Annotated in this window: 13 protein-coding genes; 4 read left to right on the top strand and 9 right to left on the bottom strand. The window is 36.4% G+C overall.

Features of this window, described 5'->3' with window-relative positions:
• The first annotated feature begins 13 nt into the window (after window positions 1-13).
• Window positions 14-1,555: a SagB family peptide dehydrogenase gene (locus tag AC0ONG_RS05000; protein WP_001175535.1), complete on the top strand. Its 1,542-nt coding sequence runs from the start codon at window positions 14-16 to the stop codon at window positions 1,553-1,555.
• Window positions 1,556-1,585: 30 nt separating this feature from the next.
• Here AC0ONG_RS05000 and AC0ONG_RS04995 read toward each other — a convergent pair whose 3' ends face one another.
• The 3 genes from AC0ONG_RS04995 to AC0ONG_RS04985 all read right to left on the bottom strand — a co-directional run bounded on the left by AC0ONG_RS04995 (window position 1,586) and on the right by AC0ONG_RS04985 (window position 4,066).
• Window positions 1,586-1,996: a DUF3908 family protein gene (locus tag AC0ONG_RS04995; protein WP_000996793.1), complete on the bottom strand. Its 411-nt coding sequence runs from the start codon at window positions 1,994-1,996 to the stop codon at window positions 1,586-1,588.
• Window positions 1,997-2,142: 146 nt separating this feature from the next.
• Window positions 2,143-2,631, bottom strand: a complete 489-nt coding sequence (locus tag AC0ONG_RS04990; RefSeq protein ID WP_000495856.1) for a GNAT family N-acetyltransferase — start codon at window positions 2,629-2,631, stop codon at window positions 2,143-2,145.
• Window positions 2,632-2,731: 100 nt separating this feature from the next.
• Window positions 2,732-4,066, bottom strand: coding sequence for a CoA-disulfide reductase (locus AC0ONG_RS04985; RefSeq protein WP_001110241.1), 1,335 nt, complete (start codon window positions 4,064-4,066; stop codon window positions 2,732-2,734).
• A gap of 197 nt (window positions 4,067-4,263) precedes the next feature.
• On the opposite strand from AC0ONG_RS04985, the gene AC0ONG_RS04980 reads away from it, so the two are divergent.
• Window positions 4,264-4,695, top strand: coding sequence for a hypothetical protein (locus AC0ONG_RS04980; RefSeq protein WP_000332402.1), 432 nt, complete (start codon window positions 4,264-4,266; stop codon window positions 4,693-4,695).
• Window positions 4,696-4,738: 43 nt separating this feature from the next.
• On the opposite strand, the gene AC0ONG_RS04975 is transcribed toward AC0ONG_RS04980, so the two are convergent.
• The gene (locus AC0ONG_RS04975; protein WP_001099914.1) at window positions 4,739-5,974 is read right to left on the bottom strand and encodes a TcaA 3rd/4th domain-containing protein; all 1,236 of its coding nucleotides are present in this window, start codon (window positions 5,972-5,974) and stop codon (window positions 4,739-4,741) included.
• Window positions 5,975-5,993: 19 nt separating this feature from the next.
• Window positions 5,994-6,779: a zinc ribbon domain-containing protein gene (locus AC0ONG_RS04970; RefSeq protein ID WP_000650096.1), complete on the bottom strand. Its 786-nt coding sequence runs from the start codon at window positions 6,777-6,779 to the stop codon at window positions 5,994-5,996.
• A 196-nt stretch (window positions 6,780-6,975) separates the two neighbouring features.
• On the opposite strand from AC0ONG_RS04970, the gene AC0ONG_RS04965 reads away from it, so the two are divergent.
• Window positions 6,976-7,809, top strand: a complete 834-nt coding sequence (locus tag AC0ONG_RS04965) for a hypothetical protein (protein WP_000424512.1) — start codon at window positions 6,976-6,978, stop codon at window positions 7,807-7,809.
• A 14-nt stretch (window positions 7,810-7,823) separates the two neighbouring features.
• On the opposite strand, the gene AC0ONG_RS04960 is transcribed toward AC0ONG_RS04965, so the two are convergent.
• Complete coding sequence (locus AC0ONG_RS04960) at window positions 7,824-8,507, bottom strand: DUF2278 family protein (protein WP_001128581.1); 684 nt, start codon at window positions 8,505-8,507, stop codon at window positions 7,824-7,826.
• 277 nt (window positions 8,508-8,784) lie between these two features.
• Between AC0ONG_RS04960 and AC0ONG_RS04955 the strand changes: the two genes are divergently transcribed.
• Complete coding sequence (locus tag AC0ONG_RS04955; protein WP_001142359.1) at window positions 8,785-9,900, top strand: RNA-guided endonuclease InsQ/TnpB family protein; 1,116 nt, start codon at window positions 8,785-8,787, stop codon at window positions 9,898-9,900.
• 263 nt (window positions 9,901-10,163) lie between these two features.
• Here the strand turns inward: AC0ONG_RS04955 and AC0ONG_RS04950 are convergent, their stop codons facing one another.
• From AC0ONG_RS04950 to trpA, 3 genes are all read right to left on the bottom strand, one after another.
• Window positions 10,164-11,663, bottom strand: coding sequence for an L-lactate permease (locus AC0ONG_RS04950; protein ID WP_000996271.1), 1,500 nt, complete (start codon window positions 11,661-11,663; stop codon window positions 10,164-10,166).
• A 110-nt stretch (window positions 11,664-11,773) separates the two neighbouring features.
• Window positions 11,774-12,136, bottom strand: coding sequence for a DUF4029 domain-containing protein (locus AC0ONG_RS04945; RefSeq protein WP_000946134.1), 363 nt, complete (start codon window positions 12,134-12,136; stop codon window positions 11,774-11,776).
• A gap of 73 nt (window positions 12,137-12,209) precedes the next feature.
• On the bottom strand, window positions 12,210-12,986 hold the full coding sequence (gene trpA, locus AC0ONG_RS04940) for a tryptophan synthase subunit alpha (protein WP_000537821.1): 777 nt from the start codon (window positions 12,984-12,986) through the stop codon (window positions 12,210-12,212).
• Between the last annotated feature and the right edge of the window lies 1 nt (window position 12,987).

Below are 12,987 nucleotides of genomic sequence, written 5' to 3'. Positions count from 1 at the left end.
AAGGAGGGATTTCATGCAGCTAGATACTTTTTTACATCATCTCCATTTCTCTATCGATGAAATTATGCCGAATCATGAGGTGGACTGGAAAGACGCACCGCTTCCTTATAAATTATATCGAAATGTACCTACCATCCCGCTCTCCTTAGAAATCCCATTATCTTTACCGAACTCTTCTACTACACCTACTTTAGATGAAATTGGTCACTACCTTTGGTATTCATTTGGTGTAACACAATTATGTCAGCTAAATAGCGAGAGAAATGTATTACGAAGATCTATTCCTTCAGGCGGCGCTTTATATCCGAATGAATTGTATATCTATTTAAAGATTGACGATTATCCAGACGGCATTTACCATTATGACGCCGCGCATCACCGGCTTATTTTACTTCGCGAAGGAAATTTCGATTCTTATTTAGCAGACGCACTCGGTAATCGCTGTAATATACATGATTGTTTCGGTGCTGCATTTATATCTACTATGTTTTGGAAAAATTTCTTTAAATACAATAATTTTTCATATCGCCTTCAAGGATTAGATAGCGGGGTTCTCATTGGACAATTACTAGAATGTGCAAAACAGTTCGGTTATACGAACGGCGTATACTTTCAATTTCTAGACCGTGCACTGAACCGTTTACTCGGATTGTCAGAAGGTGAAGAAAGTGTGTATGCCGTTATTCCTTTAAGTACAGAGCCAGAAACTAATTGGTTTCACAATGATTACCGTGAAAATAAAACAGTTACTTCTCATGAGTTGTTGCAACAAATTCCGCCGTTAGCACATGAACATTTCGTTCGCTCAAAACATGTAGGTGAATATCCGATGATAACAAAAATAAATGAAGCTTCTATGATCGAATCGACAGCACACTTCCAAACACTACATCATGAAGAGCACTATCAACATAATGCGTACGCTGTACAGCTACCAAAAGTAGAACGGTTATCGTATGATTTCCTACAACTTTGTAAAAAACGATATTCTCCTGATGCGGACTTTATTTTAACGAAATGGGATGCAGCCGAGCTCGCTACTTTACTACAAGAAGCGAGCCTCTCCTTCCCCTATTACAACGACCTTGACGGTAAGTATGCAAATGAAAATGCACGCGTCTTCTTATATGGATGTTTTTATAACGTGAAAAATATTGAAAACGGGGCTTACGCTTATAATAGTAAAACACATTCGATACAACCAATTCGGTATGGAGACCTTCGTTACCCTCTTCAATCTAGTATGACGATGGATAACGTAAACCTTTTTCAAGTACCACTTTGCTTACATGTAGTCGGAAAGAAAGATTACTATACACGTGCATTAGGCTATAGAGGATATCGTATTCACCAAATGGAAGCTGGTATACTCGTTCATAAACTCGTTTTTGCAGCGACCGCGATGGGGATGGGCGGGCATCCATTACTTAGTTTTGATACAAATTCATGTGATCAATTGTACGGTATTGATGCTGGGAATGAAACGTCTCTTATTCAAATTCCTGTTGGGGCGTATCGAGCGCGGAATTGGTTAAAAGGGGTTTTGCATAGTTAAAAGCACGCCGATGGACGGCGTGCTTTTTTACTAGATTAACTTAAAAATACTCTTAATTTGTCTAGCAAATAACCAATTTTTCGTACCGTAGTTATCATTTAAACTATCTAAATTAATAGATTGTCCGTTAGCAAACTTTAATTCTAACGTTGTATTTTTGTCATTTGTTTTTAAATTACTATTTGTAATATCATCATACTTTAATTTTTCAATCTCAATATATTCGTCTTTTTCTTGTCCGATCACGACATGGTCTTGGAAGAAGAAAAACACTTCTACTTTTTTACCGAAACAAAATACATTTTTCGTATAAATTAATGTCGCATTATCAAGTCCGACGCATACTTCTTTCATCTCTTCCACAACGTGTCCAAAGTCTTCTTCTTGTCTTGCGTTTGATTCAGCAATCCATTCTTCGATTGTTTTCATGTTAATTGCCATACTGTGCCCCCTGGTTCGTTCATTGCTTTTTTTAAAAATAAATACTATATGAAAATATAAGCGATAAGTACTATGTTTTCAAGGGTGAACGGTATATTCAAAATAAAGTTAAATTTCAAAGTAATCTACTAGAGGCACCGATTTCATTATATTTTAAACGTTTGAACGAGACATTCTTCATCATCGATTAACTGTGTTTTCTCATCAAATACGATGTTTAGCTCCCTATATACTTTCTTCCAAAAAGAAACAGCTGGTACATTTTTCACAAGTTCGATAACGAAATACTGTCCTCGTTTCTCTTTTAGTACATTCTCAATAACTTGTTTACCAATTCCTTTTCCTTTGTACTGATTCAATATGAAAATGTCATTTATGCCAAAGTCGTTTTCCTTCTTCAAAAACGGGCGTTCCAACAATAATAAAAATCCTACAATACTATTTTCAGCTTTTATAAAATACGGAGTGATTCCGTCATTTCCCCAAAACATGTGCAAATCTTCGTATTCAAAAAATCCATTTGCCCCAATCTTTATATTAGGAGTGAATGTAGAGAGATCATGAAGATATAGTGCGTACAAATTACGTAATATTTCTTTTTCAGATTCTTGAACGGTTTGAAGTGCTACAAACATTTTTAATAATCCCCTTCCCTATATGTAACTGTTTCTCCCTCTTTATTATTCGCTAAAAAAGTTTACCTACCTTTGCAAAAAAAATAGCACTTAAAAAGTGCTATTCTGCTCTCCTTGCCGCTTGCTGAATTGGGTCCCAAACGCTGTTATATGGTGGTGCATAACTTAAATCGACATCTTCTAAATCATGAATGCTCATTTTATTGAAAAGTGCCATCGCGATCACATCAATACGTTTATCTACGCCTTCTTCTCCAATTACTTGCCCGCCCAACAATTGTTTCGTATCAGAGCGATATAGTAGTTTCAAGTAAAGTGGTTTTGCATTTGGATAATAGCCCGCCATATTTGTAGAATCTACTTTGACCGTTTTATACGGGATATGTAGCCCTTTTGCTTCTTTTTCATTTAAGCCTGTTCTTGCGAGCGTCAAATCCATAAATTTAATAATACCTGTGCCTAACGTACCTTTAAATGCTCTTCGTTTATCAAGTATATTCAGTCCAGCAAGTCGCCCTTGTTTATTAGCAGTCGTTCCGAGCGGGATATGATCATGAATTTCCTTTATAACGTGGTAATGTGTTGCGCAATCACCGGCTGCATATACGTCTTGCACATTCGTTTGCATATATGCATTTACTTCGATTGCCCCTTTATAATTTGTACGTATATTTGTTCCTTCAAGAAAATCAGTATTCGGCTTCACTCCAACCGATACTAAAACAAGATCTGCTTTATACGTACCTTTATCCGTTTCAATTTGTTCCACTCTTTCATTTCCTTTAAATGCTTTCACATTTTCATTCGTTAAAATTTCAATATTGTGTTTATCTGCTTCTTTATGTATATATTCAGCCATATCTGCATCATAAATCGTACCGATATGATCATTTCGCTCAATCATTCTTACTTTCTTACCAAGTTCGACGAATGTTTCTGCCATCTCCAGTCCAATCGCACCACCGCCAATAATGGTTACATCTTCAACTTTATTCGTTTCTAGCGTTTTTAATATACGCTCAGCATCTGGAATTGTTTTTAAAAGATGAACACCTTGCAAATCTCGACCTTCCCATTCTGGCATAACAGGACGCACTCCAGTTGCAATTAATAAACGATCGTACGGAAATTCAAAAACTTCTTTCGTCTTCGTATGCTCTGCGTACACCATTTTCTTTTCTGTATCTACTTTCGTTACTTCATGACGCACTTTCGCATCAATTCCATATTTCTCACGAAACGTCTTTACGTTGCGCGCGATTAACTTTTCAGTTGAAGCGATAGCACCACTAATGACATACGGTAATCCACACTGAGCGTATGAATAAATTTCACCTTTTTCTAACGTTACAACATTTGCATTTTCATCGTTTCTAACAATTTGCATAGCTGCACTCATACCAGCTGCATCTCCGCCAATAATGACATAGTTCACTTTACCACTCCTTCTTTTTTACATACTCTTTACGTTTTCCATATTTTATAGAAATAACACCTACTTCCATTGTAAAGAAAGAGGATTTTATCTTCAAATTTGGTGCACAAACCTATGCTTTAATAGGTAGCCGTCGTGTCTTATAAACAACATGTTTAATATGCTATAACAGTTACTATTGAAAGTAGGTGAAATATATGTGCGCCGGCCTTCTCGCCCAGCTTCCAGATGAACCGCAAGAACCAAAAGAACCGAAACCCGCCCTCTCACTTGACCAAGAATTTTCCATTAATGCGACAATATACAGCGCTCGTGCCTGGTTATCTAACGATGATACGTTTGCGCAAGATATTTGGAAAGCTACCCAATTCGCTTCAGCATCACATGCTGGCAAGTCTATCTTTCCAGTCGGTTCAGTTAAAATTCTGAACTTCTCTGACGATACAATAACTGTTACTGCTTCACCAGAATCAGATCATGCGCTCAAAATAGTCGTACCCCCCCATTCCGAGGCAGCCCTAACATCTGGTCCTTTATCACATATACAAGCTAGTACATCAGGAGGATCAAGTAAAGTCACATTTCTCTTTCACATCTTTTTCTCAAGGGATCCTGGTTCAGATAAATAACCATAAAAAAGGTACAGTTATGCACTGTACCTTTTTCACATGTTTATTCTCTTGATTTGATGAGTTCAACATTATAAGTTTCAATATCTGTTAGCTTTCCTGTAAAATATGGATTTTCTCTATACCAAGATTGTTTTGAAAAATACGTTTGCATATCTTTCGTCTGAAAAATATGTCCATGCCTTGCATATATTTCATTTCTAGCAATTTTCAACTGTTCTTTCGATAAATATGCTAAATCTGTACTCGTTAATTTTCGAATATCACTATCTGGGAAAATGAAACCATTATATACATACGGAGTGGTAGATGGCGGAGTAACATTATAAACAACTGTTTTTTCTGTACTTTTCTTTTGAAATGGAAGATTATAAGACGGAAGTGCCGTTACCGTTTCTACCTTCGTCGTTTCCCTTCCATTTTCTCCATTTCGTTCTAAATAAATCGTCGTACTTCCATCAGTCGCTATAGGCCCCCATGTAATTTCTTCTCCTGCCAGTGCTGTAACTGGTTTTTGATTTACGTACAATGTTGCACCAGGCGCGTTCGTTTGAACTGTAATATATTGACCTTGCAACGTTAAATCTATCATTACGTTATTTTGGCTTTGTTTCATAAGTACAACCTTTTCCTCACGCGATAGTTTTACATAATCATTTTTATATTCTGATTGAAACACTTGATTGCCCGGAAGAAACGGCCCATATTGCTTCTCAAACTTTTTGTCATCTGTCTTATCAATTTCTTTTCCGTTCATTTTTAACGATACGCCTTTTTCATTTGTAAGCAAAGTGGTATAGTACGTCTTCACTTTCAATTTATACCGATCAAATATAAAGAAATACTTTCCGTCTTTCGTTAACGAAAAATCAGCTCTTTCTATTCCGTCCCGTTGTTTTTCACCTTGTCTCAAATATTCTTTTAATTCATTCACATACGATGGATTTTCTTTTATATATGAAAATAGAGGCGTTAAACTCTCTTTTGTTATCATAACCGATTGATCATCTGCCGTAATGATCTCAGCTAATTTCTCTCCGTCCCTCTCTTGTAAAATCGTAATCATCCGATCTACTTGTGCCACCTGCGTATAATACGATGATCCGTACAAATATAATCCAATAATCGCTATAACAAATAGTGCTAACAGTGTAATGCCAACCTTTGCACCACCGCTCATGTTCTTCTTTACTACAGGACTTCCCCTCTTCGTCCCGCAGTTTTGACAAAATTGCACACCATCTTCAAACTGAATTCCGCACTTTGTACATACATTCATCCAGTCAACCACCTTTTCATTAGAAGCCAGTTATTCCCTGTGTTAAGGCTTGAATTATCGTGCTAATGTAAGACCAAAGTACAATAAATGTTGCAATTCCAATTAAAACATTTGCAATAATAAGTGTGTACACGAGATCTAATCCGCCATTGTCTAGCTTTAATATGGCTACAGTTATACTAATCCCTATATAAGTTGCAGCTACCGATAATAATATCGGTAAGAAAAAGATTAATAAGAAACTAAAAAGAAAAGAAAGGACTAATATAGCAATAGCCGGCGTCGCTAGCGTTCCCCATATACCGAATACTTCAAGAAACGAAAAAGATGATTTCATCATCTTACCACTTACAAAAATAATAAATCCGACAAATAAAGTTAAAATTAATAAAAAGAAAAAGACCGTTATAGATTCTACAAAAAATGTGGGAGTAGATATATCTGGTGCAAATGTTCTCGTAACTGCTGATGCTGCACTCATCATTCTATAAAAAATACATGCTCCTAAAAAACAAATAAGAACAAGACTTACAATTCCATTTCTTACTTCAATCGTGCCGCTTTTCATAATCGCTGTCGGTGCTTGTAATGCATGTTTAAAAAATTGAAAATAGCCGCTCGCAAACCGCTTCGCTTGCTCTACCGTTTCATTTGGCCGAGTTTCCTTTACTTGTGCCGCGCGTGCTTGTTCCGGCCCTTCTTCTTGACCACTACTTGCCACTACTTCTTCCGTTAACGAATGTCCACAATTCCCGCAAAACTTTGCCTCTGCTGCATTTTCTGTATGACATGACGGACATTTCATTCTCTCATCCCTCCTTAAGCATATACCATATAGGGTGTTACAAATTCAATATATGACTTTGTACATAAAACATGACTACAAGAAAAAGATTCTGAAATCCTTCTTTCAAAAGAAATTATATATGCTAGCAATCTTGAAAAATAATGCTATTATGAAACAGAACAAATAACATTTTTAACAGATTGGATGAAAGACAATGGAATTGGTAAACTCAATTTTTCAAATACTCCTTACAAGCGTAATCCAATTATTTTCCTTAATTGGCGTTATCATTGTAATTGGATTTCTATTAGGTTATTTAGAATCACTAACACGAATGTATTGGTCGAGGGCTTTCGGAAGAAAAGGATTCCTTTTAACGGCGTGGATTGGTGTTCCGATCCACGAACTTGGACATGCCATTATGTGCGTACTGTTCCGTCATAAAATTGTAGCAACGCAGTTTTTCCCAACAGATACAAGTCAAGGAGCATTAGGTTACGTACAACATCAATACAATCAAAAAAGTGTGTATCAACGAATTGGGAATTTCTTCATCGGCATCGGGCCTATTATTTCTGGTATTACTGCATTAATCCTTTTAATGCGCTATTTCGTACCAGAATCATATTTTTTATTTAATACAACTCTCGAAAAAACGATCGCTTCTACTTCTATTAATGTAGAAATGATTCAAAACATGCTCTTGTCGACGTTTGTATTATTGAAAAGCTTATTTACAATCGGCAATTTATTGAATCCTTCCTTTTGGTTATTTTTATTTATCGCCATTTGTATTTCCGCACATATCGCTTTAAGTAAACCAGACATTAAAGGATCAATAGACGGAGTTATCGTCATGTTTATCGTTTTATTTTTATTCAACATCATAGCGGGACTGTTTCAATACGACAGTAACCAGCTAATTGGACAGGTTATGAAATATAATATGTATCTCATTGCGTTTTCTAGTGTAGCACTGCTTTTCTCTTGTCTTTCTACACTCGTTAGTTTTTCGTTTTATAAAATAAGAAGAGGGCGTTCTTTTTGAACGCCCTCTTCTTATTAATTATTCCCCTTATAATCACAATGCTCAACAGGCACACGAGCATGCCCTTCTTCATCGGTACACCATGACTGTGATTGGAATGCAAGAAAGATACCAATCCATTCTTCTTCCTTTTCAAAGTGAATGAGTATCCCTCCGTCTTGCCATATGCCATTATCACCTTTCCATTTCTCTACATTCCCTTGATTCATGTGAATATCATGTATACCGTTTCCTGGTTTGAAATGAAAATAGGAATCTGGTGTGTTTTCTTCTGGTCCCCATCTTTCACCAAACGCGTAAATAATCGCTTTTTCTTCTATCGCTCGCTTTATATAACGTTCTATTTTTTCGTTTAAATCATTATCTGCTCCTGCTTTTTCGGGAGGCAAAGGAATCATTTGTTTTGAATCAAATAGATTTCCTCTTACATAATCTAAAGCCACTTTCGGTTCATTGTTTTTTATTTCTGTAAAACCGAATGGTAATGTCGGTAAAATATGAATCGCTTCTGATTTAATATTGTTACTCGCAAAATATAAAACTTCTGACGGATAACTTTGCGATTTTACGTTAATTGCAATACGATAATCTACTCCTACTTCATCTTGTAAATGAACTTGATAATGAGGTGTTTTCCCTTTTCCAATCTTTGATTGTATAACTGTACCTTTTAACACACCGTAGTTTTTTAGGGGCATACATTTCATCTCCTATTCATCTAAAATCGGCAAGGATACCCCCTACTTCAATCGTGTGAAGGGCGATAGCCCAACGATAAGTGTGTGAAGGGCGATAGCCCAACGATAAGTGGGGGAGGAATTGCCGGCAGATACGGTATGGTACGTTAAAAATCCTAAGATTCTGTACCATATCAAGTATCTGAAACTTCCACCTTGCCTCCTACTTTCTCTACTTAAGTTGTTTGCTTTCACTAAAAATCTGTTACAATTTAATTTGTGAAAGGCGGTGAAAATAATGCCTACAATTACTGCAAAAATACAAATCCATGTTTCCGATAATCAAGCTGAAAGTCTAAAGATAACAACGAACGCTTACCGCAAGGCTTGTAATTGGTTATCAAAACACATATTTGAAACAAAGAACCTTAATCAAGTAAATCTCAATAACTTATATTATTCTGATTTGCGAAATCAATTTAGGTTAAAAAGTCAAATGGCTCAATCTGTGATGAAAACTGTAATTGCTCGTTACAAGTCGGCTAAATCAAATGGACATGAATGGTCTTTGATTGACTTCAAACTTGCAGAATATGATTTAGTCTGGAATCGAGATTATTCACTAACCAAAAACCAATTTAGTGTAAACACGCTTGAAGGTCGCCTAAAACTAAATTATGAGCGTAAGGCTATGAAGAAATACTTCAACAGCACTTGGAAATTTGGTACTGCTAAATTAGTGCATAAGTACAAAAAGTGGTTCTTACATATCCCGATGACAAAAGAGTACCAAACATTAGATTTCGCAGATGTAAACAACATCGTTGGTGTTGATTTAGGAATCAACTTCCTTGCAACCACTTATGATAGTCAGGGCAAAACAACCTTCTACAACGGAAATATTGTTAAACATAAGCGTGGTAAATTTAAAGCTACTCGTAAGCAATTACAAACACGACAAACACCATCTTCTCGTAAGAAAATAAAACAAATTGGCTCAAGAGAAAACCGTTATGTAACTGATGTAAACCATCAAATTACAAAGGCACTCGTTGAGGCATACCCTAGAGGTACTATGTTTGTTTTAGAAGACTTAACAGGGGTTCGTTCTGCGACAGAGAAAGTACGAGTGAAAAACCGCTATGTTTCTGTATCTTGGGCTTTCTATCAGTTCCGTCAAATGCTTGAGTATAAAGCTGAATTGAATGGACAAAAGGTAATTGTGGTAGACCCCAAATATACTTCCCAAACTTGCCCTAAGTGCGGAAACATTGAAAAAGCGAATCGTAATAAAAAGCTACACACTTTTAAGTGTAAAAATTGCCAATACCAATCAAATGATGACCGTATTGGTGCGATGAATCTACACCGTAAGGGAATTAAGCATATCAGTGTAGTTACCACAGGAGTATAGCTCTTGTGGTAGGGGCGAAGTCAACCGTCCTTATGCTCCACCATACTAAGGTAGGAGAGCATTGCTCGTTCGTACTACTGGGTAGGAATAAGCGTAGTTGCTCTCTATGAGGGTAGAAGCACTGTCGAACTCCGACAGACGCAAGCCCCCACTTCAAACGACCCGTAAGGGTGTTAAGTGGCGGGTTGTTGACTTAGTAGAAGCTTTTCATATTTAAAACATTATCCATTCATAAAAAAAATCCTCCTATGTTAGGAGGATTTTTAATTTCTCAACATATACCAAACAATAACCTCTACCACTACAAGCAAAACCGCACCAAAGATCATTAACGTCGTCTTCTTTAATAGTTCATTTTCACGGTAAGGGATATTACATAAGTAAGCACCTAGTGTAATCCGTGATGGACAAGCGATTGTCGCTACTGATGATGCGGTGTTTTGAAGTGTTGTGACATATTGCCACGGGAGTGCTACGTTTTGTGCGGTTTGCATTTGTAGTTTTATAAACATTGCATTTGATCCTGCGTTACTACCTGTTAAAAATCCACCAATAGCGCCAATAAACGGCGCAACGAAAACGAAAAAGGTTCCAAATGTATCACCAGCTGTCTTTGCGAGTAATGAATGCATGCCTGATGCACCCATTAGTTCTGAAATGGCGATAAACATTGTCGTCGTAATAGCAAATGGAATCCATTGTTTGATCGTTTGTGAGAATGATTGTTTAATAATATTAGACGGGATGCGGAAGAAAATAATAGTAAATAAGCAAGTCATACCGAGCCAAAATCCTGGTGAATATAGTAACTCTAGTTTATAAGAGTATGATTTCAAATCAAGAACCGCATATGATCTGAACAAATCATGTAATGCTGGAACGAGGCGAGAAAGTAAAATACAAACTGTTAGAAATATATAAGGGCTAATAATTTTTATAATGGATACTTCTCTCTCCGTTGCAGCGGCATGTTCTGTTATAAGATTTTGCCCACTTTTTCCTTTTAATTTAATGATAAGAAAGCCAAATGTAATCGTAACGATAGAACTTAATATCCCGGCTAGTTCAACACTTACGTACGCATTAGAAAGATATATTCCGAGAGAAAATAATAGAAAGAACCCTACTCCTTCTTTCCACTTTTCTATAACCGCTTGCCAGCCGCCAACAACGTGTAAAGAAAGAATAACGAAGTAAGCAAACATCGGAATACTTAATAGCGCTGTATTTGTACCAAGTGTTGTAAGAGGCATATTTATTAGCTGCGAACCGATAATCGTACCCGTTGCCATTGCGCCCCATGAACTAGCTAGTAAGCCGATGAATGAGAGCAGTACAGCTTGAAATGGTTTATAGCCTAGCGAAAGAAAAATAGGTGCTGCAACCATGAATCCAATACCAAATCCACTTACTGATTCAATAAGCGGACAAATGCCAAAACACATAAGCAGCATTTGTAATAAGCGATCATGTGTGATTTCTTCTAAAAAACGTGCTACTTGATCGATGTATCCCATTTTGTTCATGAGGTGAAATAAAAAAATACCGAAAAATAAAACGTACCCGACAATAAAACAAATTAACCATCCTTTAATCGTTGCGTGCACAGTTTCACTTATCCCTAATCGAAACGTTGGCGAGAGTAAAACGATTCCGACAGACACTGCATAAGAAATTAACGAGGACCTTAATGACGTTTGTTTAAATAAAAATAAACAAATGAAAATCATCATAATTGGGATAAGTGCCAACAATATGGCCATGTTATCATCTCATTTCGTTTAAAATACAATTTTTAACTATTATATAACAGATGACATAATTTTCAATTGTTTTTACAACAGATTCAAAAAAGGGGCCAAACGGCTCCTTTTCATTCACCCCATTTTCTATTATTCTGAAAAACTGTCTGCTGCCCAATTATTTTTTCTAACACAACAAACACAATGTAAGTACATATTGCTTGCAATACAATATTCCCAAATTTCATTAATGTAAATGAATGAATCCGTAGAAATAATTCGTTTAATAATACAATCGAAACGATACTAAATAATTCTATACTAATCGAAAATAGACATATTTCTAAAATAGACTGTTCTTGAATGCGATTTAAGTTGGAAAAGATAAATACATATCCTAAAAATAGAGCCATCAACTCTATTTTCGCCATGCTAATGAGCCAAGCGTATAGTGGTATAGTTAAAAGAAGATACAGTAATTTGCGTCTTAGCATGCCTTCTCACCTCTGAATTAAATGTATTTTCTGTATATTTTAACATTTATTACGCAAAACAAAAAGAAGAGACTTACGCCTCTTCTTTTTGTTTTGTTGCATATATTAATTCACATATTTCTTCTCGTTTTTCATTTTCTAAAAGCTCAATGATCTTACTTCCAACAACAACTCCGTCACATATTGTAACCATTTCTTCTACATGTTCTTTTGTTGAAATACCGAATCCTGCGACTACTGGTAAGTTGACGTGTGATTTTACTTTTTCTAAGTAACTACGAATCTCCTCTTTAAAGTTTTGACGTACTCCCGTTACGCCCGCTACTGTAACAGCGTAGACGAATCCTTCTGATTCACTCGTAATTTTTTCGATTCGCTCAATTGGGCTCGTTACGGTAACGAGTGGAATTAGCGCAATGTTTGCCTCTCGAAGTAACGGCGCAATAATATTTTGTTCTTCATATGGTAAGTCTGGAATGATGATGCCGTCTACACCTGCTTCTATGCAGTTTTCGATGAATCGTTCTTTTCCAAATGCGAGTACTGGATTTAAATATGTCATGAGTACAAACGGAATTTGCACTTCTTCCCTTACCTCTATTAATGCTTGAAAAATTTCTTTTACTGTTATACCGCTATCTAGCGCTCGCTTCCCTGCTCTTTGAATCGTTGGGCCATCTGCAACTGGATCTGAAAACGGGATACCAATTTCAACGATGCTTGCTCCTGCTTCGTCTAGAAAACGAATTCTTTCTTTTAATTTCTCAAGTCCACCATCTCCGCCCATTACGTACGGAATAAATGCTTTCTTACCATTTTCAAACGCTGCTTTAATTTTTTCTACTCCCATT

This window comes from Bacillus sp. TCT6 (genome assembly GCF_056033845.1).
This window is presented reverse-complemented; position numbering and strand designations above follow the sequence as displayed.